Source organism: Halohasta salina (genome assembly GCF_024178165.1).
GTDB classification, from domain to species: domain Archaea; phylum Halobacteriota; class Halobacteria; order Halobacteriales; family Haloferacaceae; genus Halohasta; species Halohasta salina.
In genome coordinates, this window is record NZ_JAMZIE010000003.1 from 226,700 (window position 1) to 249,655 (window position 22,956).

The 22,956-nt window shown below is 66.0% G+C and carries 24 protein-coding genes; 11 read left to right on the forward strand and 13 right to left on the reverse strand.

Going from position 1 to position 22,956, the window contains the following annotated elements; translation table 11 throughout:
• Positions 1-2 precede the first annotated feature (2 nt).
• The 3 genes from epsC to NKJ34_RS08335 all read left to right on the forward strand — a co-directional run bounded on the left by epsC (position 3) and on the right by NKJ34_RS08335 (position 3,001).
• Positions 3-863: a serine O-acetyltransferase EpsC gene (gene epsC / locus NKJ34_RS08325; RefSeq protein ID WP_253737827.1), complete on the forward strand. Its 861-nt coding sequence runs from the start codon at positions 3-5 to the stop codon at positions 861-863.
• A 644-nt stretch (positions 864-1,507) separates the two neighbouring features.
• Entirely contained in the window at positions 1,508-2,644 is a 1,137-nt protein-coding gene (locus NKJ34_RS08330) for a serine hydrolase domain-containing protein (RefSeq protein WP_253737828.1), read from the forward strand.
• 69 nt (positions 2,645-2,713) lie between these two features.
• The gene (locus NKJ34_RS08335) at positions 2,714-3,001 is read left to right on the forward strand and encodes a transcriptional regulator (RefSeq protein WP_253737829.1); all 288 of its coding nucleotides are present in this window, start codon (positions 2,714-2,716) and stop codon (positions 2,999-3,001) included.
• A 4-nt stretch (positions 3,002-3,005) separates the two neighbouring features.
• Here the strand turns inward: NKJ34_RS08335 and NKJ34_RS08340 are convergent, their stop codons facing one another.
• Positions 3,006-3,698 (reverse strand): type 1 glutamine amidotransferase domain-containing protein, encoded by a 693-nt coding sequence (locus NKJ34_RS08340; RefSeq protein ID WP_253737830.1) that lies wholly within the window; start codon positions 3,696-3,698, stop codon positions 3,006-3,008.
• 73 nt (positions 3,699-3,771) lie between these two features.
• A complete protein-coding gene (locus NKJ34_RS08345; protein WP_253737831.1) occupies positions 3,772-5,028 on the reverse strand; it encodes a HEAT repeat domain-containing protein in 1,257 nt (418 codons plus the stop codon).
• A gap of 144 nt (positions 5,029-5,172) precedes the next feature.
• Between NKJ34_RS08345 and NKJ34_RS08350 the strand changes: the two genes are divergently transcribed.
• Positions 5,173-5,625 carry a hypothetical protein gene (locus NKJ34_RS08350; RefSeq protein ID WP_253737832.1) on the forward strand — a complete coding sequence of 151 codons (453 nt, stop codon included), beginning with the start codon at positions 5,173-5,175 and terminating at the stop codon, positions 5,623-5,625.
• A 58-nt stretch (positions 5,626-5,683) separates the two neighbouring features.
• Here the strand turns inward: NKJ34_RS08350 and NKJ34_RS08355 are convergent, their stop codons facing one another.
• The 3 genes from NKJ34_RS08355 to NKJ34_RS08365 all read right to left on the reverse strand — a co-directional run bounded on the left by NKJ34_RS08355 (position 5,684) and on the right by NKJ34_RS08365 (position 9,311).
• The gene (locus NKJ34_RS08355) at positions 5,684-8,269 is read right to left on the reverse strand and encodes a heavy metal translocating P-type ATPase (protein ID WP_253737833.1); all 2,586 of its coding nucleotides are present in this window, start codon (positions 8,267-8,269) and stop codon (positions 5,684-5,686) included.
• A gap of 70 nt (positions 8,270-8,339) precedes the next feature.
• Positions 8,340-8,927, reverse strand: a complete 588-nt coding sequence (locus NKJ34_RS08360) for an AsnC family transcriptional regulator (RefSeq protein ID WP_253737834.1) — start codon at positions 8,925-8,927, stop codon at positions 8,340-8,342.
• A 75-nt stretch (positions 8,928-9,002) separates the two neighbouring features.
• Positions 9,003-9,311: a DUF8152 family protein gene (locus NKJ34_RS08365; RefSeq protein ID WP_253737835.1), complete on the reverse strand. Its 309-nt coding sequence runs from the start codon at positions 9,309-9,311 to the stop codon at positions 9,003-9,005.
• Between the two features lie 98 nt (positions 9,312-9,409).
• Here NKJ34_RS08365 and NKJ34_RS08370 point away from each other — a divergent pair, with 98 nt between their 5' ends.
• The 3 genes from NKJ34_RS08370 (at position 9,410) to NKJ34_RS08380 (ending at position 13,432) form a co-directional block, all read left to right on the forward strand.
• The gene (locus NKJ34_RS08370; RefSeq protein ID WP_253737836.1) at positions 9,410-9,910 is read left to right on the forward strand and encodes a hypothetical protein; all 501 of its coding nucleotides are present in this window, start codon (positions 9,410-9,412) and stop codon (positions 9,908-9,910) included.
• A gap of 57 nt (positions 9,911-9,967) precedes the next feature.
• Entirely contained in the window at positions 9,968-12,073 is a 2,106-nt protein-coding gene (locus tag NKJ34_RS08375) for a thioredoxin domain-containing protein (protein WP_253737837.1), read from the forward strand.
• Between the two features lie 108 nt (positions 12,074-12,181).
• Positions 12,182-13,432 carry a Glu/Leu/Phe/Val family dehydrogenase gene (locus NKJ34_RS08380; RefSeq protein ID WP_253737838.1) on the forward strand — a complete coding sequence of 417 codons (1,251 nt, stop codon included), beginning with the start codon at positions 12,182-12,184 and terminating at the stop codon, positions 13,430-13,432.
• A gap of 12 nt (positions 13,433-13,444) precedes the next feature.
• Here NKJ34_RS08380 and NKJ34_RS08385 read toward each other — a convergent pair whose 3' ends face one another.
• Entirely contained in the window at positions 13,445-13,822 is a 378-nt protein-coding gene (locus tag NKJ34_RS08385) for a thioredoxin family protein (RefSeq protein ID WP_253737839.1), read from the reverse strand.
• A gap of 109 nt (positions 13,823-13,931) precedes the next feature.
• On the opposite strand from NKJ34_RS08385, the gene NKJ34_RS08390 reads away from it, so the two are divergent.
• Together NKJ34_RS08390 and NKJ34_RS08395 are read left to right on the forward strand one after the other, a co-directional pair.
• Positions 13,932-14,843 carry a PLP-dependent cysteine synthase family protein gene (locus NKJ34_RS08390; RefSeq protein WP_253737840.1) on the forward strand — a complete coding sequence of 304 codons (912 nt, stop codon included), beginning with the start codon at positions 13,932-13,934 and terminating at the stop codon, positions 14,841-14,843.
• A 76-nt stretch (positions 14,844-14,919) separates the two neighbouring features.
• The gene (locus NKJ34_RS08395) at positions 14,920-15,837 is read left to right on the forward strand and encodes a PhzF family phenazine biosynthesis protein (protein ID WP_253737841.1); all 918 of its coding nucleotides are present in this window, start codon (positions 14,920-14,922) and stop codon (positions 15,835-15,837) included.
• 27 nt (positions 15,838-15,864) lie between these two features.
• Here the strand turns inward: NKJ34_RS08395 and NKJ34_RS08400 are convergent, their stop codons facing one another.
• Complete coding sequence (locus NKJ34_RS08400; RefSeq protein ID WP_253737842.1) at positions 15,865-16,260, reverse strand: SHOCT domain-containing protein; 396 nt, start codon at positions 16,258-16,260, stop codon at positions 15,865-15,867.
• A 46-nt stretch (positions 16,261-16,306) separates the two neighbouring features.
• Positions 16,307-17,173, reverse strand: a complete 867-nt coding sequence (gene htpX, locus NKJ34_RS08405; protein WP_253737843.1) for a zinc metalloprotease HtpX — start codon at positions 17,171-17,173, stop codon at positions 16,307-16,309.
• Between the two features lie 113 nt (positions 17,174-17,286).
• On the opposite strand from htpX, the gene NKJ34_RS08410 reads away from it, so the two are divergent.
• Entirely contained in the window at positions 17,287-17,913 is a 627-nt protein-coding gene (locus NKJ34_RS08410; RefSeq protein WP_253737844.1) for a phosphoribosyltransferase, read from the forward strand.
• 92 nt (positions 17,914-18,005) lie between these two features.
• Positions 18,006-19,118: a 60S ribosomal export protein NMD3 gene (locus NKJ34_RS08415; RefSeq protein WP_253737845.1), complete on the forward strand. Its 1,113-nt coding sequence runs from the start codon at positions 18,006-18,008 to the stop codon at positions 19,116-19,118.
• A 285-nt stretch (positions 19,119-19,403) separates the two neighbouring features.
• Here the strand turns inward: NKJ34_RS08415 and NKJ34_RS08420 are convergent, their stop codons facing one another.
• The 5 genes from NKJ34_RS08420 to NKJ34_RS08440 all read right to left on the reverse strand — a co-directional run bounded on the left by NKJ34_RS08420 (position 19,404) and on the right by NKJ34_RS08440 (position 22,926).
• Positions 19,404-20,264, reverse strand: a complete 861-nt coding sequence (locus tag NKJ34_RS08420) for a transcription initiation factor IIB (RefSeq protein ID WP_253737846.1) — start codon at positions 20,262-20,264, stop codon at positions 19,404-19,406.
• A gap of 108 nt (positions 20,265-20,372) precedes the next feature.
• On the reverse strand, positions 20,373-20,804 hold the full coding sequence (locus NKJ34_RS08425) for an HIT family protein (protein ID WP_253737847.1): 432 nt from the start codon (positions 20,802-20,804) through the stop codon (positions 20,373-20,375).
• 68 nt (positions 20,805-20,872) lie between these two features.
• Positions 20,873-21,103, reverse strand: a complete 231-nt coding sequence (locus NKJ34_RS08430; RefSeq protein ID WP_253737848.1) for a DUF7860 family protein — start codon at positions 21,101-21,103, stop codon at positions 20,873-20,875.
• A 51-nt stretch (positions 21,104-21,154) separates the two neighbouring features.
• Entirely contained in the window at positions 21,155-22,015 is an 861-nt protein-coding gene (prs, locus tag NKJ34_RS08435) for a ribose-phosphate diphosphokinase (protein ID WP_253737849.1), read from the reverse strand.
• Between the two features lie 71 nt (positions 22,016-22,086).
• Entirely contained in the window at positions 22,087-22,926 is an 840-nt protein-coding gene (locus tag NKJ34_RS08440) for an HVO_0234 family beta-propeller protein (protein WP_253737850.1), read from the reverse strand.
• Positions 22,927-22,956 lie beyond the last annotated feature (30 nt).

Below are 22,956 nucleotides of genomic sequence, written 5' to 3' on the forward strand. Positions count from 1 at the left end.
GGATGGAGTATATTTACACCGGGACTGCACACGAGGCGCTGGTCGACGCCTACCGCGAGGACGACGACCGGTTCGGGACGCACTGTCGCTCGGATTTCCCTACGCGTGAGCCCCCTATTGAGGAGGTCGGCATGCTCCGGCGGCTGTTGTTTCCGGGCTGCTGGAACGCCGCCGAGTTGGTCGACGACGAAGCGGCCGTCCGCGAGGCGTTCGACGCTCTCGGCGAACTGTTCTGCAAGGGGATCCAGCCCTACGCGTCGGCCTGCCTCTCGGATACTGTCACCGCGGTCCTCGACCGACTGCCCGAGATCCGCCGGCTGCTGAAACGCGACGTCGAAGCCGCCTACAAGGGCGATCCGGCCGCCACGAGCTACGTCGAGATCGTCCGGTCGTACCCCGGCCTCGAAGCCGTGATGGTCCACCGCGTGGCGAACGCCATCTACCGACAGGGCGAGGGGGCCTACGCCCGCGAACTCGCCGAGGCCGCCCACCGGTCGACCGGGATCGACATCCACCCCGGCGCGGAGATCGGCGAACACTTCTTTATCGACCACGGCAGCGGCGTCGTCATTGGCGAGACCGCCACCATCGGCGACTGGGTCCGCATGTATCAGGAGGTCACCCTCGGGGCGCTCCACTTCGAGGAGGAGGAAGACGAGGAACACGCGCTGAAAAAGGGGTACAAGCGCCACCCCGATATCGGCGATAACGTCGTCATCGGGGCCGGAGCCAAGATTCTCGGGCCGATCACCGTCGGCGACCACGTCAGCATCGAGGCCAACGCGTGGGTCACCGACGACGTCCCCGACCGCACGAGCGTCTTCATCAAGCATCCTGAACAGGAGCGCAAGCGGGTCGACTGACCTTCGGCGGTCGACGTACTGTGGTTCGTCGACGCAGAAGTGAATTATACATTAGCTCCTCCGATAGCCAAACAGTCCTCTCTGCATTCTGTCAGAATACTGCATGCAAGATAGACAGCGCGAATGTAGTACAAATCGGGACCAATCAACAGGAGTGAGCAATCGGACAGCACAGAGTATATGCTTCATGATATCCGTTTCGATGAATCCACATCGCTACTGTAAGAGCCCATAGAATGAGAATATAGACGTACACCGGGAGAAAGTCGATTAATTCGGTTATTTCAGTCATACCAATGACCATCAGAAATAGACCAAAAGGAACACCCACTTTCTCAAACGCTGTCCAGTCCTGTATGTCCGTCATAAATTATATATAAATAGTGTTGTAATAACGGTTATCTTCGTACGCTCGTTCCATCAAGTGATTCAGGATCTTTTGAAGAATATAACGTAGTTCTCGTGCTGACTACATCCTCTATATCTTGCACGCCAACTGGTAGCAATGTCGGATAGCTGTCTGCTGTTTCACGACAGTCGACACGTACGTTTCCAATCCCCCGCCGCACGACCTCCCCTCGCACAGTAATTTATAATAATCTATCAATAAAGTTTTCAAACTATCCACCATTGAATAGTTTGTTATGGCCACTCTCTCCGCGGCCGACCGGGACCGTCTCAGAGCCGAGTTCGACCGCCAACTCGACGTCGGGTTACACCACGGGGCCCAACTCGCGGTGTACGTCGACGGCGACCTCGCGATCGACTTCGCCGGCGGGGTCGACGGCCCCGAGGGCGAGCCGACGACGCCCGAGACGCGGCATCTGCTGTTTTCCTGTACCAAACCGTACGCCGGCGTCGGGCTCCACCAACTCATCGAGGCCGGCGAGGCCGACTACGATGATCGGGTCGTCGACCACTGGCCCGCGTTCGCCGACGAGGGGAGTCAGAAGGCCGAGATCACGATCCGCCACGTCCTGAGCCACACCGCCGGCATTCCCTACGGCGAGTTCGATCAGGCCGTCGACCAGTGGGGCGACTGGGACGCCGTCGTCGCGGCGATGGAGGCCATCGAGCCAGTGTTCGAGCCGGGCGAACAGCCGGCCTACCACACGTTCAACTACGGCTGGCTCGTCGGCGAGCTGATCCGCCGCATCAGTGGCCAGCCCGTCGAGGCGTACGTCGACGAACACGTCTTCGAGCCGCTCGGCCTCGATCAGACGTCGATCGGCGTCCGTGGCGACGCCGATCCCGATGCGGTGGCGACCCTGTCGGGCTTCGAGAGCTTCGACCGCTGTCGGGACCCGGGCGAGGGGTTGGACAACCCCGCCTCGGATGCGGCAGCGCTGTTCAATCAGCCGGGGGTCCAGCGGGCGGTGATCCCGGCGGCCAACGGCGTCGGGACCGCCCGCGACATGGCTCGGTTCTACGCCTGTATCGCCAACGGCGGCGCACTCGACGGCACCCGGCTCGTCGAGGCGTCGACCGTCGAGGAAGCCACCACGACCCACGCCGAAACCGACTCCGACGGCACCCTCTCGCGGCCGGCCCGCTACGGGCTGGGCTTTTGGACCGGCGGGCTGGCCAACGACATGTTCGGCTCGGTCAGCCGCGAGCGGATGTTCGGCCACGCCGGCCTCGGCAGCATCTTCGCGTGGGGCGACCCCGAGTTGAACGTCGGCTTCGCCTACGTCACCAACGGCATCCGCGAGGAGTCCTACGAACACGCCGCCCGCGTCAGTGGCCTCTCGGATTCCGTCCGACTCCTGCTGGCCGAGTGAGTCGGGGTCGACGCTGACCGGGCTCCCCTGTGGAGACGGGCTTTTCTCCGCCGAGCCCCGAGAAGAGATATGACCGATTCGACGCGGCGCGAACGGCTCGCCGAGACGCTCGTCGACCGGCCGGCGACCGCCAGCGAACTCGCCGCCGAACTCGATGCCCCGGCCTCGACCGTCTATCAGGACCTCAAACACGTCGCTCGCTCGCACCGCTACAAAGACGACAGCGAGTTCCTCGTCGCGCCGCCGGAGTGTGAGAACTGCGGGTTCAGCGCCTTCGACGACCCCGTCAACTACCCCTCGCGGTGTCCGGACTGCCGCAGCGAGTCGATCGAGGAAGCCGTCTTCAAAATCGAGTAACTGCTTACGCCGGCGTTTCGACGCCGAGTTCCTCCAGCAGTGTTTCGGCCGCGGCCGCCGAGGATTCCGGCCCGCGGGCGGTGATCAGATCGCCGTCGACCGTCACGCTGGTCTCCTTGTCGAGTTCGGCGTCCCAGTTCCCGCCGGCGGCGATCACTTCGTCCTCGACCATGTAGGGGAGTTTCCGGCCGTCGGGCATCAGGTCGTTGTCGTCGACGATGTCGACCTCCCACTCGTTGGGGAACCCCGTGACGTCGCGGCCCTCAACGAGGAACTCGCCGTTCGCCTCGCGCGTAAAGGCGAGGATCCCGACGGCGTGACAGACGACGAGTGCCGTCCCCTCGTCGCCGGCGACCGCGTCGGCTAGCAGTTGGCGAGCGTGGCGGTCGGTGTTGATATCCCACGCGGTGCCGTGGCCGCCGGGGAAGACGACGGCGTCGTAGTCGTTCGCCTCGACGGTGGCGATTGGCTCGGGGTCGGCCAGTCGCTCGTCGTTGTTGTCACACTCTTTGACCCGGCTGGCGACCTCCTTACCGACCGCTTCGGGGTCGATCGACCGCTCGTCGACCACCGGCGGCTCGCCGGTCGGCGTGGCGACCGTCGCGTCTACGCCTGCCTCATCGAGGGCCAGCAACGGCTCGATACATTCCTCGCCCCAATAGCCCCGCTCGCTAACCACGAATAGTGCGTTCGTCATGCAGTCGGTGTTGGGACTGAAGCCGCAAAAGGGACCGTGTCGACCGGTTGGACTGTTCAGTCAGCCGAAAGCCTCAGGCGCTCGGGACGGCGGCGTCGAGGGCGCGGCGGGCCTTGTCGATCTCGGTCTGGACGATGAACGTGTCGTCGGCGCCGTGGTCGACGACCGCTTCGAGCGCTCGTTTGGTGCCGATCTGCCGGAGCGCCCACGCGGCCTGTGCGCGGACGGTCGAATCCTCGTCGGCTTTGAGGGTCTCGGAGAGCGGTTTGATCGCCCGTGTGTCACCGATGAGCCCGAGCGCGCGGGCGGCCTGTGGCCGAACGGTGTCGTTGTCCATCAGGAGTTTGTTGGCGAGTGGTTGGACGGCCGCTTCGTCGCCAATCTCGCCGAGCGCGCGGAAAGTGACCTTCTGGAGCGCCGGGTCCGAGTCGGCGTCGACGTACTCCACCAGCGTCTCGACGGCCTCGGTCGCACCCATCTTGCCGAGGATCTTGATCGCAGTTTTGTCCCGTTTGCCGGCCAACTGGAGCATCTGGTCGATGGCCTCGTCGGTCGCCGCGACCGGACCCATCCGGGCCAGCGCGTCGAGGCAGTGTTCCTCCATGAAGTCCGAATCGAGGCTGTCGTACGCGAGGAGGACCATCTCGGTGTTGCCCTGCTTTTCGTGTTCCTTGAGGGCGGCCCACTCCGGCGGGTAGTCCTTGATGTGGCCCAGCACGTCGTAGTAGCCTTCGGCCCGGAGCGTCTCTCGAACGGTGAGATCCGCCCACTCCTCGGCGTCGTCGAGGTCGGCTTCGAGCTCGTCGGCTGCCTCGACCAGTTCCGCGATGGTTTCGCTATCCTCGTCGGCGTCGAGGCCGGCGTTCGAGACGACCGCGGCGGCGTCGCTGAGCGCGTCGAGCGCGCTGTCGACGCCCGTCACGGCGTCGTCGACCGGCGAATCGAGAATTTCGCCGACCGCCTCGGCGAACGCCGCGACGGCGTCGACGGCCTCGCCTTCACCCTGTTCGGTCCAGTCGCCGTCCTCGATGGTCGACTTGGCGTCCTCGGCGACCGCGACCACGTCCTCGGCGTAGGGGCCGCGCTGACTTTCGAGTTCCTCGCGGTACTCTTCGATCCGGGATTCCAACTCGTCGGCGGGACTTTCCTCGTCTTCGTCGTCGGGCACCGGCAGTTCCGATTCTTCGAGTTCCGACTCGATGTCGTCGAGGTCGCCCTCGATCTCGTCTAGATCGGCCTCGGTCTCGGCGGCCTCTAGGGCCTCGCCGACGGCCTCCAATCGCTCGGTGAGGCTGTCGACGGTGTCGGCTTCCTCGTCGCCGTTGCTCATATACGCTACCTCCGTGAGTCTCTCAAAAGAGCGTTTCCATTCAGCAGTCTCTGCTGCCGCCGTGAGCGACGAGGAGCTACCCACGGCACTGAATCATCTCCTGAGTATTTTATTTGTGTGAATATTAACTATTCACACCGAACTGTGAACCGACGATCAGTGGTGGCTGGCGTGGCAGTCTGGCTCGCTTCGGGTGCGGGGTGTGTCGCGTTGTCTCCGTCGATGCCCGGCGGCGGCCTCGTCATCAGAAACAACGACACGAACTCACACACGTTTTCGTTCGAGATCTTACAAATGAGCGAGGACGACGACCTTCCCCCTTCGCCAAACAGACCAGAGCGCCCGGATAGCCAACCACTGAACCAGTGGGAAGAGACCTTTGACGTCGCTGCGGGTGACTCACGTCGAGAACGGGAGTTCATCACCGAACCGGGTGCGTACTTCGTCGACGTCACGATCGAGACCGGTGTGACTGCCAGCGGTTGGATCGGACTGTATGCTGCAGGTCCCGATGGCCAACAACTCGCAGAATCACATCTTGCCGTTACAGCACGGGACGATGGTGAACTGAGCCTGTCTGCTGTTACCCTCGATTAGGGTGTGTCTTTGCCACCACCGTGGTGGCTGGTGCACAGAGCCACGGTGCGTCGACCACCTACCGGAACAACCGCGTCACCAGCAGGTGGTAGTCCTCGTGGGGGTCGTAGCCGCGGAACAGCAGGCTGTTTGTCATCACGCTGACGCTCGATCCGGCCATCGCCAGCCCCGCCAGCGCCGGGTTCAGCAGCCCCAGCGAGGCCACCGGGATCAACACCGCGTTGTACCCCAGCGCCCAGAAGAGGTTCTGGCGGATCTTCGAGAGCGTCGCCTCAGAGAGCCGGATGATCTTCAGCACGTCCGCCGGATCATCGCGCATCAGCGTCACGTCGGCGCTCTCGATGGCCACGTCGGTCCCCGAGCCGATGGCGACGCCGACGTGAGCGGTGGTCAGGGCTGGGGCGTCGTTGACGCCGTCGCCGACCATCATCGCGCGGCTGCCATCGGCCTGAATATCCGCTACGGCGTCGGCCTTGTCCTCCGGCAGCACCTCCGCGCGGACGTTGTCGGGGTCGATCCCGACCGCTTTGGCAACCGCGCTCGCGGTGCGTTCGTTGTCACCGGTCAGCATCACGACCCGAAGGCCGCGCTCGCGGAGTTCGGCGACCGTTTCCTTCGCGCTCTCGCGGACGGTGTCGGCGGTGGCGACGACGCCGACCAGCCGACCGTCCACGGCGACCAACATCGCCGTCTTCCCTTCCGATTCGAGCCGTTGCATCGTCTCGCTGGCCGGGGCGGGATCGACACCCTCGTCGGCCATTAGCTTCCGGTTCCCGATGAGCGTCTCGCCGTACTCGCTTTCGGCCCGGACGCCGTGACCCGGCACGTTCTCGAAGTCGGTCGGCTCGGCGAGGTCGACGCCGCGCTCGCGGGCCGCCTCGACGATCGCCTCCGCCAGCGGGTGTTCGGAGCCCGACTCGGCGCTGGCTGCGGCCCCGAGGACGAACGCCTCATCGACGGGGTCGGCCTCCTCGTCGGGGACCGCCGCGAGGCCGCCGTCGGTCGCTGCGGGCGTGTCGACGACCTCCACGTCGGTCAGTTCCATTGCGCCGTGGGTCAGCGTCCCCGTCTTGTCGAAGACGACGGTGTCGACGTCGCGGGCGCGTTCGAGGATGTCCGCGCCCTTGAACAGGACGCCGTTGGTCGCCGAGATGGTCGAACCGACCATCGTCGCCGCGGGCGTCGCCAAGCCGAGCGCGCAGGGACAGGCAATGAGGAGGGCGCTCGCAAGGACGATCGTCGAGAACTCGACGAGTGGGACGCCACCCGCCACCGGACCGCCGCCGACGGGCGACCACAGCGGCAGCGACTCGGCGACCGCGGCCAGCGTCTCGGGGAACAGGAACCACAGCGTCGCCCAAAGTACGGCGTTGGCGATCACTGCGGGGACGAAGTAGGCGCTGATTGTGTCGGCCAGCCGCTGGATGTCGGGCTGGCGGGCCTGGGCCTGTTTGACCCGCTCGACGATCTGCTGGATCGCGGTGTCCTTGCCGACCCGGGTCGCTTCGACAGTCAGCACGCCGTTCTCGTTGATCGTCGACCCCACGACCTCGTCGCCCGGTGCTTTCTCGACGGGGACGCTCTCGCCGGTCACCATCGACTCGTCGACCGCGCTCTCGCCGTCGACGACCACCCCATCGGTCGGCACGCGCTCGCCCGGTCGCACTTTCAACCGGTCGCCGACGTCGACCTCGGCAAGCGGGATCGTCTCTTCGGTGCCATCGTCGTGGAGCAGCGTGGCCTCCTCGGCTTCGAGTTCGAGCAGCGAGCGGAGGGCGTCGCTGGCCTGGGCCTTCGAGCGGGCTTCGAGCCAGTTGCCCAGCGTGATGAACCAGAGGATGAATGCCACGGCCTCGAAGTACAGGCCACTCTCGACTGACAGTAGGCCCAACAGGACGATGGTACTGTAGACGTAGCCGACCGAGGTACCCATCGCCACGAGGGTATCCATATTCGCTTGGCCGTTGTTGACCGCCGCGTGGTAGGCACCGACGAGGAACTCCCGGCCCAGCGTCGCCATCAACAGGGTGGCGAGGCCGAACTCGATCCAGCCCACCGGGATCCCGGCGACCGACTCCGGCATGACGTTGCCGCCGAACATGTCGACCATCACCAACAGGAACGGCGCGGTCAGAATCCCGCCGAAGACGACGAGTTTCCACTGCTTTTGCATCTCGCGTTGGGCGACCGACTCGCGTTCGGCCTCCGCTTCGTCGTCGCCCGTTTCGGGACGCACCGGCTCGTAGCCCGCTTCCTCGATGGCGTCGTAGATCGCCTCGATCTCGGTGTCGACCGGGTTGTACTCGATGGTCGCCTCGTCGGCCGCGAAGTTGACCGTCGAGTCGATGACGCCCGGCACCCCTTCGGTCGCGTCGGCGACCGCCGCCGAACAGGTCGCACAGGACATCCCGCCGACCTCGACCGACAGCGTTGCCCGAACCGGCTCGTACCCCGACTCCGTGATCGTCTCGTAGATCTCGCCCAGACTCATCCGTTCGGGATCGTAGGTCACCGACCCCTCGTCGGACGCGAAGTTGGCACTCACCTCGTCGACGCCGTCGAGGTCGCCGACCGCCTCCTCGACGTTGCCCACGCAGGTGGCACACGACATGCCCTCGATCTCTAGCCGTGCTGTTCGTGTCATGGGTGTATCTACGGGTGCCTATTTCATGCGGATTGTGGTTTCAAACCGAAAGTAAATATCCGAGTCGACTTTAGATCCCTGACTGGAGTTCCTCGAACCGCTCCTCGAAGTTCGCCAGACAGGAGCCACAGCAGAAGTGATACCGGGTGCCGTCGATGACGGCCGATTCGCCCTCGGTGGTGACGGCGTTGCCGCACTCGTCGCAGTCGACGGCCAGTGACGCCTCGCTGATCCGGGGTGTCCACGACGCATCCGACAGCAGGCTGACGTCGACCTCGCGGAGGTGGTCGGTGTCGACGCCCGCGAGCAGGTCGTCGACGCCACCCGGACCGAGGGCCGCGTGGACGACCACCCGCGCGTCGGCGGTCACGTACTGGTGTTCGACGCGTTCGAGATCGGCCAGCGACTCGGCGACCGCCTCGGTTTGGCCGGGATCGACCGCGAGGTCGACGAGGACCTCGACGCCCTCCCGGAGCATCGAGGAGTCGAGATCGAGTGTGAACCCCTCGATGACGCCGAGATCTTCGAGGCGATCGATCCGATCGGCGACTGCGGGCGGCGAGAGGTCGACGTGGTCGGCGAGGTCGCTGTAGGGCCGGCGGGCGTTCTCCAGCAGGAGTCGGATGATCGTCCGGTCGGTGTCGTCCAGATCGCGCATGGCCGGTCTACGTGGTCGCCACGCCTGTCGCTTTCGGTCCGACTTTCGATTCCAAAGTCTGTGTGTCGGCTCGGTTTACAACGCCCCGTCGCTGTCGAGGACCACTCGGCAGCACTGTTCGGCTGCCGCGATGTGGCGGTCGGCGGTCTCGTCGCCCGTTTCGGCGGCTGAATCGAGCAGATCGGCGGCCTGTTGGACGCGCTTGCGGCGCGTCTCACTGTCGAGGCCCTCGCTGGCGGCGTCGCGGGCGATGGCCTCGGCTTCCCCGAGCCACCGGTTCGTGGCCGGCGGGACCGGTCGCTCGGCGGTCGCGGTGAGATGGGCGGCCAGCGCGTCGACTGCGGCCCGTGGCTCGTCGGGGACGTCGCGTGTGTCGTCGCTCACGGATGGGGGTTCGGTCGGCGGTCGGGTAGCCGTTTCGCTCGCCTGTCGGTCGATCACCCTGTTTATATGCATGGGGTCATGACCTTCGGACTAGTCTTATGACTGACAATCCGACGTTCAACCGACGCCGCGTGCTCGAACTCTCCGGAATCGGCACGGGGGTCGCCGTCGCCGGCTGTATGGGACAGACTGGCGGCGGGGACGGCGAGAACCGACAGGTCGCGGTCTCGCTCCAGATCGACCAAGAGGAGGTCCAACGCCGACAACAGGAGCTCCAGCAGAAGGCGATCTCGGGGAACGCCTCCGAAGAGGAACTCCAGGCCGAACAAGAAGAAATTCAGGAACTCCAGCAGGAGGCGGTCGCCGACGCCGTCGAGACGGCCGAATCCGAGTTCGCCGACGCCGGGCTCACCGTCGAAGACCGACTCGAAGGCCAGGGGCTCCTGTTGATCTCGGGGCCGGACTCGGCCATTCTCGACACCCTCGAAACCGAGATCGTTCAGGCCATGGCAGCCGGCAGCCTCTTCGAGCAGGCACGGGCTGCCCAAGAGCAACAGCAGCAACAACAGCAGCAGCCGGCCGAGACCAACGAGTCCTGATCGCCGCACGCCGCGTCGACACCGATCCTTTTTGCGTCCCGCCGGCCCAGTAACCACATGAGCGATCCCCTCGCCCGCAACCGACTCGACGAGGAGGCCAGCCCGTATCTCCGCCAGCACGCCGACAATCCGGTCAACTGGCAGCCGTGGGACGACACCGCCCTTGAAGCCGCCCGCGAGCAGAACAAACCGATCTTCCTCTCGATCGGTTACTCGGCGTGCCACTGGTGTCACGTGATGGAAGAAGAGAGTTTCGAGGACGACGCGGTCGCCCAGCGGCTCAATGAGAACTTCGTCCCGATCAAGGTCGACCGCGAGGAGCGGCCCGACCTCGACAGCATCTACATGACCGTCTGCCAGCTCGTGACGGGACGGGGCGGCTGGCCGCTGTCGGCATGGCTCACCCCCGACGGCGAACCGTTCTACATTGGCACGTATTTCCCACCCGAACCGCGGGGCCAGATGCCCGGTTTCACGGAGCTACTGGACAACATCAGCACCTCGTGGGCCGATCCCGACCAGCGCGCCGAAATGAAACAGCGCGCCGAGCAGTGGACCGACGGCGCCCGCGACAAACTGGAGTCGACGCCCGACCGGCCCGGCGAGGAGCCCGGCGGCGAGGAACTCGATGACGCGGTCCGGGCCGCCCTGCGGTCGGCCGACCGCGAGTTCGGCGGCTTCGGCTCCGACGGCCCGAAGTTCCCCCAGCCCGGTCGGCTCGAACTCCTCCTGCGGGTGTACGCCCGCAGCGGCAACGCCGACGCCCTCGATGTCGCCACGACCACGCTGGATGCGATGTCGACCGGCGGCGTCTACGACCAGTTAGGCGGCGGCTTCCACCGCTATGCGGTCGACCGGGAGTGGTCCGTCCCCCACTTCGAGAAGATGCTGTACGACAACGCCACCCTGCCGCCGCTGTATCTGGCTGCCTCCCAACTCACGAGCCGCGAGGGGTACGCCGACGTCGTTAGGGAGACCCTAACGTTCGTCGACCGGGAGCTCACCCACCCCGAGGGCGGCTTCTACAGCACCCTCGACGCCCGCAGTGGCGACGAAGAAGGTACCTTCTACGTCTGGACGCCCTCGGACGTCCGCGAGCTACTGGACGAGGTCGACGCCGACCTCTTTTGTGACCGCTACGGCGTCACCGACGGCGGGAACTTCGAGCACGGGACGACCGTCCTGAACGTCTCTTCGACCGTCGAGGAACTCGCCGAGGCGTACGACCTCACTGCCGACGAGGTCGAGACTCGCCTCGATGCGGCCGAGTCGACGCTGGTCGAGGCCCGTGAGGACCGAACCCGACCGCCACGCGACGAGAAGGTTCTCGCCGGCTGGAACGGGCTGATGATCTCCGCGTACGCGCGGGCGGCCCGCGTGCTCGACTCCGAGTACGCCGACCGAGCCGCTGCCGCGCTTTCGTTCATCACCGACGAACTGTGGGACGCCGACGCCGGCCGACTCACCCGCCGCTACATCGACGGCGACACCAAGGGCGACGGCTATCTGGAGGATTACGCCTTCCTCGCCCGCGGCGCGTTCGACACCTATCAGGCCACCGGCGAGGTCGACCACCTCGCGTTCGCTCTCGAACTCGCCGAGACGATCGTCGCGGAGTTCTGGGACGCCGACGAGGGCACGATCTACTTCACCCCCCAGAGTGGCGAGCAGTTGGTGACTCGGCCGCAGGAACTCGACGACCAGTCGACACCCTCCAGCCTCGGCGTAGCGACCGACCTGTTGCTCGCCCTCGATGGGTTCGTTCCCGACGCCGACTACACCGAGATCGCCGGCCGAGTGCTCGAAACCCACGGTAACCGGATCCGAGGCAACCCCCTCCAGCACGTCTCGCTGACGCTGGCGGCCGACCGCTACACGGCGGGCAGCGCGGAGCTCACGATCGCGGCCGACGAGCTGCCCACCGACTGGCACGACGCCCTCGCCGACCGGTTCCTGCCGGCGGTCACGATCGCCCACCGTCCACCGACCGACGAGGGCCTCGAGGAATGGCTCGACCGGCTGGGCTTCGACGAGGCCCCACCGGTGTGGGCCGGCCGCGAGGCCGCCGGCGAGCCGACCGTCTACGCCTGTCAGTCGTTTAGCTGTTCGCCACCGGAGACCGATATCGAGGCGGCCCTCGACTGGCTCGACTCGAACCGCTGAAACGCGCCGTAGGCAGTTCCGACCGAGCTAACTGCCCGACGTAACGGGGATTCCCAGTTCTTAGGATTAGTGCGATACCGTTAAAAATTATCCGGCGAACGCATAGGTATGGCTGACCAAGCCAACCCGTTCGATAGCCTACAGGAACAGCTCGACGCCGCCGCCGAGTACGTCGACGCTCGTGATGACGTCCTGGAACGACTGAAACACCCCGAGCGCGTGCTCGAAACCACGCTCTCGGTCGAACTCGACGACGGCTCGATCGAACTGTTCGACGCCTACCGCTCGCAGTTCAACGGCGACCGCGGCCCGTACAAAGGGGGGATCCGCTATCATCCCGGAGTCACCCGTGACGAGGTGAAGGCACTCTCCGGCTGGATGGCCTACAAGTGCGCCATCGTCGACATCCCCTACGGCGGCGGGAAAGGTGGGATTGAGGTCGACCCCGCCAACTACAGCGAGAGCGAGCTCGAACGGCTCACCCGCGCGTTTGCGGCCGAACTCCGCCCGCTGATCGGCGAGGACCGCGATATCCCCGCCCCGGACGTCAACACCGGCCAGCGGGAGATGAACTGGATCAAAGACACCTACGAGACGCTGGAACACACCACCGCACCGGGCGTCATCACCGGCAAGGCCCTCGACTCCGGCGGCTCGGAGGGCCGCGTTGAGGCGACCGGCCGGTCGACGATGTTGACCGCCCGTGAGACCTTCGCGTGGCTCGGCCGGGACCTCTCGGAGGCGACCGTCGCCGTCCAGGGGTACGGCAACGCCGGCTCGATCGCCGCCCGGCTCATCGACGAGCAGGGTGGGACGATCGTCGCCGTGTCGGACTCCAGCGGCGGGATCTACGACCCCGAGGGGCTCGACGCCGAAGCGGTCGCCGACACGAAGGCCGAAACCGGCAGCGTCGTCGACCACGCCGGCGAGGAGATCAGCAACGACGAACTGCTAACGCTCGACGTCGACCTACTGATCCCGGCAGCGCTCGAAAACGCGATCGACGAGGCGTTGGCCCACGACGTCGAGGCCGACGTGATCACCGAGGCCGCAAACGGCCCGATCACGCCGGCTGCCGACGAGGTCCTCGCCGACAAAGAGGTCTATGTCGTCCCCGACATCCTCGCCAACGCCGGCGGGGTCGTCGTCTCCTACTTCGAGTGGGTCCAGAACCGCCAGCGCTTCTCGTGGACCGAAGAACGCGTCAACGACGAACTCGAAGCCGTGATCACCGACGCCTTCGACGACCTCGTCGAGGCCCACGAGACCAACGGCACGCCGACGCTCCGAACGGCGGCCTACGCTGTCGCCATCGAACGGGTCGTCGACGCCTACACGCAGGCCGGCAACTGGCCCTAAGGCTACCAACCGCTATTCGTTCGGCGCTCGGAGCTCTTTGCCGAGATAGACGGCGATCGGTACGGCTTCGGACTCGACGAACCGGACGAGTTCCTCGCCGTCCTTCTCGACGACGACCGTCGGGATGTACTCGATCCCGTACTCCTCGACACCGGGGCCGGTTTTCGAGCCGTCCTCGGCCTTTTCGACGGGGTAGTGTTCGACGTTTCCGGGGTCGACGCCCGCCGCATCGAGCGCGGCACCGAAATCCGGGAGCTGCTGTTGGCAGTCGATACACCAGTCGCCGCCCCAGACGTGAAAGGTGTAGTCGTCGGCTCCGAGCGCGGCGACGGACTCCTCGTAGCCTGCCGGCTCCCACTCCGTGTTCGGCTGCATCGTCTGTAGTTCCATACGCTTCCTTTGCCAGCCGCCAGTAAAACCTCCCCGGCTCCGAGGGTAGTCGGCGTATAACTACACCGGTCCGTTAGTCGTTTAGGCCCCGCTGTCGAAGCACGGCCCAATGGACGACAGCATTCTCGAAACGATCGGCTCGCCGCTGGTCGAAGTCGACGCCCCCGAGGGAGCGACGATCGCGGCCAAACTCGAATCGCGGAACCCCGGCGGTTCGGCCAAGGACCGACCCGCGCTGTGGATGATCGAAACCGCCGAAGAGGAGGGGACGCTCACGCCGGGTGACACCATCGTCGAGCCGACCAGCGGCAACACAGGCATTGGAATCGCCATGGTCGGGGCGGCCAAGGGGTATGACGTCCGGATCGTGATGCCCGCTTCCAAGTCGCCGGAACGGCGCTCGATCATGAACGCCTACGGCGCGGACCTCGAACTCGTCGAGGGCGACATCTCCGACGCCAAGGACCGGGCCGACGAGATCGAAGCCGACGAGGACGCCGTCCAGCTCCGGCAGTTCGACAACGAGGCCAATCCTCGCTCGCATTACGAGACGACCGGCCCGGAAATCCTCGAGCAGATCGGCGACCGGACCGTCGACGCCCTCGTAGCTGGTGTCGGCACCGGCGGCACGATCACGGGGATCGGTCGACGGCTCCGCGAGACGTTCCCGGAGATGGAGGTCGTCGCGGTCGAACCCGACGACTCGGCGGTGCTCTCCGGCGAGGAACCGACGGGCGACAGTTTTCAGGGGATGGGCCCCGGCTTTATCAGTCCGAATCTGGACACCGATCTCGTCGACTCGGTCGAGGTCTGTTCGGCTGCGGCCGCCGAAGCCGAGTGTCGACGCCTCGCTCGCGAGGAGGGGATCTTCGTCGGCCAGTCCAGCGGCGCGTCGAACCTCGCGGCCAAACGTGTCGCCGAGCGACTCGTCGACGTCGGGGTCGACGACCCGCTCGTGATCACGGTCTACTGGGACAGCGGCGAGCGCTACGTCTCGACCGGGATGTTCGACGCCGAGTAGGCGGCGACTACCTCCCCGCAGCCAGTGGCTACGGCAGCGCGGAATCCTTTTGGGGCGGTAGTTGCTCTGTCGGTCCATGCAATCCCGCTCGATGGCCCTCGTCGACGCCTTCACGACCGACCCGCTTTCGGGCAACGCCGCCGGCGTGATCCCTGACGCCGACGGCCTCTCCGACGCCCAGTGTCAAGCCGTCGCCCGCGAACTCGCAGTCAGCGAGACCGCCTTCGTCTCGTCGTCGACCGAGGCCGACCGGCAGATTCGGTACTTTACGCCGACACAGGCGGTCGACCTCTGTGGCCACGCTACTATCGCGGCCCATGCGTTCCTCCACGACGAGGGGCAACTCAACGCCGGTAGCCACAGCCTAGAGACGGCTGTCGGCACCCTACAGATCGAGATCGAAGCCGACGGCACCGTCTGGATGACACAGGACTCGCCTACGGTCGTCCAACAGACGATCGACTACGAGCGATTGGCCGAGGCCCTCGGGTGCGAGATCTCGACCCTGCAGGACGTGGGTGCGGATATTCCGGTCGCCCGTGCGTCGACCGGCCTTCCGGTACTCGTCGTCCCGATCAACTTCCTCGAATCGCTCGGTGGCCTCCAGCCGGATTTCGGCGCGATCGAAGCTCTCTCCGATGACTACGATGTCGCAGGGATATACGCCTTTACGTTCGACACGCTGTCGACCGATTCGACCGCTCACGGGCGGTTTTTCGCCCCCGCTGTCGGCGTCGACGAAGACCCCGTGACGGGGACCGCCAGCGGCGCGTGTGCGGCCTACTTCCACGCTGCCGGGAGCGCCGCCTTCGACGACCCGCCGACGGACCTCACCTTCGAACAGGGTGACTTTCTCGACCGAGCGGGGCGCGTTCGAGCGCAGATCGAGGACGACGGGTCGACACGCGTCCGCGTCGGCGGGCAGGCGGTGACGACGGTCGAGGGAACGATTACGATCCCCGACGACGAGACCGACGACATCATCGAAGCCTGACCCTCCGTATCAGTAGTCGGCCACTACTTATTGGCGTTCAGCGCCGACCTCGCGGCTTCGCGCATCGTGGTTCGTGGACGAGGCCCGATCGATCTCGGCTTCGGTTTCGACGATCTTCTCGAGACGGCGTTCGAACTCCGCGTCGTCCAACTCGCCGCGGACGTACTGCTGTTCGAGTTCGGTGACCGGGTCGACGGTGTCGGTCGACTCCGAGTCGTCGCTGCGGAGTTGCTGAATCCCGAACCCACTCGTGACCAGCAGCAGGAAAAAGGCAAAAAAGCCGAGGACGGCGTTGGCCTCGGCGAGGATGAAGACGGGAACGAGGAGCACCGAGAGAGCGCCGATGGCGATCGGGCCGCCGAACACGATGGCGATCGCTGCGACGAGCGGGTTTTCCCGAAACCACGCGGACCAGTCGGTCATACGCCTACGTCCACGTGGCAAATCAAAGACGTTTCGACCGCTCAAATCACGCCAGTTCTTGCTCGCGTTCGAGTTCGCGGAGTTTCTCGATCCGTTTTTCGGTCGGCGGGTGGGTGGAGGCGATCTTGCCGATGAATCCCGAGCGGATCGGGATGATGAAGAAGGCGTTCATCTCGGCCTGCTCGCGGAGGTCGTCCTGCGGCACCTTGTCCATCCGGCCGCTGATCGACATCAACGCGGAGGCCAACGCTCCGGGATTGCCGGTGATCGAGGCCGCACCACGGTCGGCGGAGTACTCGCGGTAGCGGCTGAGCGCCCGGATGAGGAAAAAGGAAATCACCCAGACGACCAGCGAGGCGATGATGGCCACGTAGACGGGGGCCTGATTCCGGCCGTTGCCGCCGAAGAGCCAGCCCCACCGGACGACGATGAATGCGAGCGTCGACAGGAACGACGCGATGGTCATCACCATCACGTCACGGTTCTTGATGTGGGCCAACTCGTGGGCTAACACGCCCTCCAGTTCCTCCTGATCGAGGGTTCGGAGGAGCCCGTTGGTCACCGCGACCGTCGCATTCTGCTGGTTCCGGCCGGTGGCAAAGGCGTTCGGGACTTGTGAGTCGGCGACCGCAACCTGCGGTTTGGGCAGGTCGGCCTGCTGGGAGAGCCGCTCGATGGTGCGGTGGAGTTCCGGCGCCTCGCTCTCCTCTACGGTTCGTGCCCCCATGCTGTAGAGGGCCATCTTGTCGCTGTAGAAGTACTGAATGAAGGAAAAGGCCCCCATTGCGATGACGATTCCGAGGAGGTTGGCGAACTGCGAGAGTACCGCTATGAAGGCGATATACAGGGCGAACAGGAGGAACATCGTCAGTCCCATCCGGCCGCGCAGTCCCCAATCTGTCGACCATTGCATACCTACCCATAGCAGTCCAATCCGTTAAACCCTGCCGGAGACTGGCGGCCCTCGGCCATTCGCCCCGGAGCTATTTGCGGCTCCGGTGCGAAGATGGTGTGGGTGAGTTTACCATGCCATTCACCGACCGCACCGATGCCGGAAACGCCCTCGCCGATCGGCTGATCGAGGCCGGTGTCGAGGCCGATCTGGTCTGTGCGATCCCCCGCGGCGGCCTCCCGGTCGGCCGGGCGGTCGCCGACCGGCTGGGGGTCGGCCTCGATGTCGTCGTCGCAACCAAACTCGGCGCGCCCTCGAACCCCGAACTCGCCATCGGGGCCGTTGCCGGCGACGGCAGCTACTGGCTCAACGACCAACTGGTCGACCAACTCGGCGTCGACGACGCCTACATCGACCGGGAACGCGAGCGGGAGGCCGACGTCGCCCGGCAGAAGGTCGCCGACTACCGCGGCGGCGAGCCGCTGCCCGACGTGAGTGGCAAGCGCGTCGTGTTGGTCGACGACGGGATCGCCACCGGCGCGACCGCCATCGCCTGCCTGCGCCAACTGCAGGCCACCGACGCCGCCGCGGTCGTACTCGGGGTGCCGGTCGCGCCACCCTCGGCGCGGGCCGACCTCGCCGACGAGGCCGACCGGGTGGTCGTCGTCGAGGAACCACAGCCGTTCACCGCGGTCGGCAGCCACTACCGGGAGTTCGGCCAAGTGACCGACGCCGAAGCCATCGATCTACTCGAAGGCTGATCCCGTTCGCCGTCGCCGGCCACACCCGACTGCCGCCGTACGATCGGTCGGTGTCGGGGCGCTTAACCGGTCGACCCCCATAAGGGGGAGATATGAGCGACACACGCGAGTTCTGTCCCCAGTGTGGGGATCCCGTCGCGCGGCCCGAGCCCCGCCCCGGCGAGCCGCGGGACGGGACGGCGCTGCTCTGCGACAGCTGTTATTTCGACGCCTTCGAGCTGATTGACGTCCCCGATCGGGTCCACGTCACGGTCTGCGGACGCTGTGGGGCGGTCCACCGGGGCAATCGGTGGGTCGATCTGGGGGCCGTAGATTACACCGACGTCGCCATCGAGGCGGTCTCGGAGGCACTGTCGGTTCACATCGACGCCGACGACGTCGAATGGGGGGTCGAACCCGAACAGGTCGACGAGACGACGATCCGGATGCACTGTTCGTTCTCCGGTGTCGTCCGCGGCACCCCGATTAGTGAGCAACTAACCGTGCCGGTCCGGATCGGCAAAGAGGTCTGCGACCGGTGTGGCCGGATCGCCGGCGGCTACTACGCCAGCATCCTCCAGATCCGCGCCGAGGACCGGCCGGTCCGACCCGACGAGGCCGACGCGGCCATCGAGGTCGCCGAGTCCTACGTCGCCGATCGGGAAGCTGACGGCGACCGCGAGGCGTTCATTACGTCGGTCGACCGGAGCGACGAGGCCGGCCCGAACGTCAAGCTCTCGACGAACAAACTGGGGCAGGCGATCGCCACCCGAATCACCGATCGGTTCGGCGGGACCGTCGACGACTACCCGACACTGGTCACGGAGGACGGCGACGGCAACGAAGTGTATCGGGTCACCTTCGTCGCCCGGCTCCCGAAGTACACCCCCGGCGACGTGGTCGACCCCGAGGACGGCGAGGGCCCCGTGGTCGTCACCAGCGCCCACGGCAACCTCAAGGGGACTCGGCTCCGCTCGGGGGAGCGCTACGAAGCGGGCCACGAAGACGGGACGACACCCGACGTGACGAAACTCGGGCGGACGAACGAGGCGGTCGACACCACGGTCGTCGCCGTCGAGGACGAGCATGCGGTCCAACTGCTCGACCCCGAGACCTACGAGGCCAAGACTGTCGGTCGACCCGACTACTTCGATCCCGACGCCGAGACGGTTCCCGTCCTCAAGGACGGACAGAACGTGTACATTCTCCCCGAAGAGATGGTATAAGCGGCGTCTTCGCTGGAGTAGCCAGTCGCTGTACTTGCGGTGTCGAGAATCTATCGGATAACACGAGAAAGTACCCTGTCTGTACTTTTTACACTGGTGACAACAGTCGTCCGTGGGAGCGCCGAACTGCGTGGTTCGACCGCTCCTCGGGGTGCCGAGCCGCCGTCGATCCCGCCGTGCCGGCTGCTGCGTCGTGGGGTGGGCCGAGCAGGCTTCTGATGCGGGCCGGCCGCGGCGCTCGTCTCGGTACCGCTGTCAGCCACGTCGTCCCGTTCGACGGGCGACTCAGGGGCCGAGCTCCTGATAGGTCGTCCGGAGCGTGACTGGTGTCACGGATGCAACCGTCGCCGCCTCACGCTGTGTGAGGCTCACGCCGTTTTCTTTCGCCGCCGTATACAGACAGGCTGCGGCCACGCCGCTGGGGTTCCGGCCGTTGAGGATCCCCTCGCGTTCGGTCCGGTCGGCCAGCTCGTGGGCGCGGTGTTCGATCTCGGTGGGCAGCTCTAGTTGGTCGGCATACCGAGGGAGATACTCCCGCGGATGGGTCGGTTCGACCGGCAACCCGAGATCACGGTTCAACGCGTCGTAAGCGGCCTGAAACTCCGACCGGCTGCTCTGGGAGGCGTCGACGATCTCGTCGATCGTCCGCGAGAGCGACTCGATCCGGCAGGCCGCATACAGACAGGCCGCGACGAACCCCTCGATCGATCGTCCCCGAAGGAGGTCCTCGTTTTGGGCCGAGCGGAACAGTGAGCAGGCGTGATCCCGGACCTGTTCCGGAAGCGATCGGTCGCTGACGATGTGTTTGATTCGCGTGAAGGCGTGGATCTGGTTGCGGGTCCGCTTGTCAGCGATCCGCGCACGGTTGTGTTGTCGACGTAGCCGGGCGAACTGCCGCCGCTTGTCCGGGCTGACGTCCGCCGAGTAGCCGATCTCGGTCGACAACCCGCGGTCGTGGCGGGCGTCGGTCAGCGGTGCGCCGGTCCGTTTGGGATCGGTCTCGTCGTCGGCAAACGACCGCCAGTCGGGACCACGATCCAGCCGGTCGGCCTCGACGACGAGACCACACTCCTCGCAGAGCTGTTCGTCCGCATCGGTGTAGATGTCGCTGCCGCAGTCGGGGCAGCGGGCAATGGTGGAGGGCATACCGTCGACTCCCCGTTTTTCCCCTGCCCCTATAACGGTTGGATAATAAACAAATTTGCGCGATTGTATGTGTTTTTTATACGATGACGTGACCAATGATAGAGCGATCTACGCGGACTGTTCGTCGGCGATCGCGTCGGCGATCTCGTCGAGTTCGTCTTCGGAGAACTCCGGGGAGTCGATGGCGATGGCGTGGATCGGGCCGCTGTTGTCACCCTCGAACCGGGGGATGATGTGGACGTGGACGTGCGGGACCTCCTGACCCGAGGCCTCGCCGTTGTTGATGCCGATGGTGGTGGCGTCGGCCTCTACCGCCGCCTCGATCGTGGGGGTGAGCTCGCGGACGGTCTCGAAGAGGTCCGCCGAGAGATCGGCGGGGAGGTCCTGTAGGTGTTCGTAGGGCTCTTTCGGAACGACGAGCGTGTGCCCTCGCGCAAGCGGGTGGGCGTCGAGGAACGCCAGCGTGGTCTCGGTCTCGTGGATGATCCGGGCGGGGATCTCCCCGTCTCTGATCTTCTCGAAGATCGTTTTGGACGCCATATCCGGCGTTTCTCGCGCCCGCATAAAGAACGTTGGTGGCGTCTCGCGTGGCGACCGCCGCGTCGACGCTACTCGGTCAGTGGGAGGGCGATGCCGAAGACGAACACCGCGATCATGCCGACGATGATGCCGCCGAACTCCATCGAGGTAAAGAGGGTGTTTAGCGCACCCGTAAGATCGCCGTACAGTAGGTGGCTGGCCTCCTCGCCGAGGAAGCCGGCCACCACCAGTAGTCCGCCGATAGCGACGCCGCTTTTCACCGCCCGTGAGTAGTCGAGGTCACCGTATCGTCCAGCCATACCTCCCGTTCTGCGGTGATCGGTAAAATGGGTTCCGGCTCGACGGCCGCGTTACTCGGTGAGGTTGGCCGCGATCGCCGATGCGACCGACACCTCGCTGACCGCGCGTTCGAGGGTGTCGGTGCCGACCACGCGCTCGACACCGGCCGCCGAGAGCCGCGTCAGCGCAGCCTCGGCCAACACCGGATGGACACAGACGGCGAACACCCGATCGGCTCCCCGGTCGACGAGCACCTCGACCGCGCCGCTCATCGTCCCGCCGGTGGCGATGATGTCGTCGACGACCACCACGTCCCGGCCCTCGACCGGCGCGTCGCTCGGTGTGAGTTCGACCTCGCCGGTCTCGTAATCCCGCTCTTTCTCGAAGTAGTCGACTGCGCCCTCGCCGTAGGCGTCCCGCGTGGTCGTCGCCAGTTCGATCGCTCCCTCGTCGGGTGCGACGAACAGCGGGTCGTCGAGATCGACGAGCGCTCCCGCCAGCCGGTCGGCAGCGTCGACGGCGTCGGTCGGTACCGTAAAGAACTCCGCCACTGCCGGCTCGTGGGGCTCGACCAGCAGCACGCGGTCGGTCCCGGTGCTGATCGCTCGGGCGGTCGCCCGCACCGAGATCGGTTGGCCCTGCTTGAACGCCTTGTCCTGTCGAGCGTATCCCAGATACGGGATGACCGTCGTCACCGTTGCCGCGCCGGCCTCGCGGGCGGCGTCCTGCAACTGCAGCAGTTCGATGTGGGCGTCGTTGGTCGCCGTCGACGCGACGATGATCGCCTCGTTGTCGTCGAACGCGGGGATCGCCGCCAGCGTCTCCCCATCCGCAAACCGGTCGTAGGTCGGCACCGTCAGCGCCGCGTCGAGTTCGGCGGCCAACTCGGCGGCCAGCGCCTGTGAGTCCGCCCCCGGGATGATGGTCGTCATACGCGCCCTTTTCCCGTCACCCCTAAACCACGTTTCGGTGTTCGGCCGTCGACCCCGATGACTGCCGATCGCTAGGCGGCGTCGCTGCCGGCTCCGACGGCGATCTCATTGACGCCACGGACGCCCAGCAGTTGGTGTCGCCAGCCGTCGCCGGCGTCGACACAGAGCGTCCCATCGTCGGTGACTGCAGCGACGATCCCTCCGCCGTAGGCGACGTCGACGGCCGGCGAGCCGCCCGGCAGCTCGGTCGGGGTCCACTCGCCGGTCTCCTCGACGCGCCGGCCGAGTCCCGTGGGGCCGACCGCGTGGGCGTGACCGTGGCCGTCGCTGGCCACCCGGTCGAACGCCCCTTCGGCGACCGACTGCCAGCCGTTGGCCAGCGCGAACAGGCCGTCGGCGGTCGCCGCCAGCGGCCGACCGTGGCCGGCGACGTCCCGCACGTCGTCGAGGCCGACGCGGTCCACTCCGGCCTCCGTCAGCCGGTAGACGCCGTCTTCGGCCGCGACCAGCCCGCCGTCGACCGCCCGGACGTTCCCAGTCTCGCCGAGGTCGACCCATTCGTCGTCGACGCGGCCGACGAGTCGGTCGCCGCCGGCGACCGGTCCTCCGGGCCCCCACCCGACGGCAACGACCCCTTCGATTGGGGCCTCGATCGGTTCGAACGTCCGCGCCTGGGCTCGCTCGGCCGCCCTGTCGGTCGGGTCGCTGTGGAGGACGCCCTCCGCGGTGCCGATCATCACGCCCCGGTCGCTGGCCGCAACCGTCTCGACCGGTCCCCGGTGGGCGAGGCCGAACTCGCCGATCTGGTCGGCCGACACCGAGACGCCGACGAGCCCGGTTTCGCTGGCGACGAACAGTTCTGTCGTCCCGCTTTTGTCGCCGAAAACCCGCTTTTCGGTGAGCGTCTGCATACCGGAGGTCCCGACCGAACCCAAATAATC

Bases quoted from the DNA above. Each gene is read 5' to 3' on its own strand.
- epsC (WP_253737827.1), top strand. From the start codon at position 3: ATGGAGTATATTTACACCGGGACTGCACACGAGGCGCTGGTCGACGCC.
- NKJ34_RS08330 (WP_253737828.1), top strand. From the start codon at position 1,508: ATGGCCACTCTCTCCGCGGCCGACCGGGACCGTCTCAGAGCCGAGTTC.
- NKJ34_RS08335 (WP_253737829.1), top strand. From the start codon at position 2,714: ATGACCGATTCGACGCGGCGCGAACGGCTCGCCGAGACGCTCGTCGAC.
- NKJ34_RS08340 (WP_253737830.1), bottom strand. From the start codon at position 3,698: ATGACGAACGCACTATTCGTGGTTAGCGAGCGGGGCTATTGGGGCGAG.
- NKJ34_RS08345 (WP_253737831.1), bottom strand. From the start codon at position 5,028: ATGAGCAACGGCGACGAGGAAGCCGACACCGTCGACAGCCTCACCGAG.
- NKJ34_RS08355 (WP_253737833.1), bottom strand. From the start codon at position 8,269: ATGACACGAACAGCACGGCTAGAGATCGAGGGCATGTCGTGTGCCACC.
- NKJ34_RS08360 (WP_253737834.1), bottom strand. From the start codon at position 8,927: ATGCGCGATCTGGACGACACCGACCGGACGATCATCCGACTCCTGCTG.
- NKJ34_RS08370 (WP_253737836.1), top strand. From the start codon at position 9,410: ATGACTGACAATCCGACGTTCAACCGACGCCGCGTGCTCGAACTCTCC.
- NKJ34_RS08375 (WP_253737837.1), top strand. From the start codon at position 9,968: ATGAGCGATCCCCTCGCCCGCAACCGACTCGACGAGGAGGCCAGCCCG.
- NKJ34_RS08380 (WP_253737838.1), top strand. From the start codon at position 12,182: ATGGCTGACCAAGCCAACCCGTTCGATAGCCTACAGGAACAGCTCGAC.
- NKJ34_RS08385 (WP_253737839.1), bottom strand. From the start codon at position 13,822: ATGGAACTACAGACGATGCAGCCGAACACGGAGTGGGAGCCGGCAGGC.
- NKJ34_RS08390 (WP_253737840.1), top strand. From the start codon at position 13,932: ATGGACGACAGCATTCTCGAAACGATCGGCTCGCCGCTGGTCGAAGTC.
- NKJ34_RS08395 (WP_253737841.1), top strand. From the start codon at position 14,920: ATGCAATCCCGCTCGATGGCCCTCGTCGACGCCTTCACGACCGACCCG.
- NKJ34_RS08400 (WP_253737842.1), bottom strand. From the start codon at position 16,260: ATGACCGACTGGTCCGCGTGGTTTCGGGAAAACCCGCTCGTCGCAGCG.
- htpX (WP_253737843.1), bottom strand. From the start codon at position 17,173: ATGCAATGGTCGACAGATTGGGGACTGCGCGGCCGGATGGGACTGACG.
- NKJ34_RS08410 (WP_253737844.1), top strand. From the start codon at position 17,287: ATGCCATTCACCGACCGCACCGATGCCGGAAACGCCCTCGCCGATCGG.
- NKJ34_RS08415 (WP_253737845.1), top strand. From the start codon at position 18,006: ATGAGCGACACACGCGAGTTCTGTCCCCAGTGTGGGGATCCCGTCGCG.
- NKJ34_RS08420 (WP_253737846.1), bottom strand. From the start codon at position 20,264: ATGCCCTCCACCATTGCCCGCTGCCCCGACTGCGGCAGCGACATCTAC.
- NKJ34_RS08425 (WP_253737847.1), bottom strand. From the start codon at position 20,804: ATGGCGTCCAAAACGATCTTCGAGAAGATCAGAGACGGGGAGATCCCC.
- NKJ34_RS08430 (WP_253737848.1), bottom strand. From the start codon at position 21,103: ATGGCTGGACGATACGGTGACCTCGACTACTCACGGGCGGTGAAAAGC.
- prs (WP_253737849.1), bottom strand. From the start codon at position 22,015: ATGACGACCATCATCCCGGGGGCGGACTCACAGGCGCTGGCCGCCGAG.
- NKJ34_RS08440 (WP_253737850.1), bottom strand. From the start codon at position 22,926: ATGCAGACGCTCACCGAAAAGCGGGTTTTCGGCGACAAAAGCGGGACG.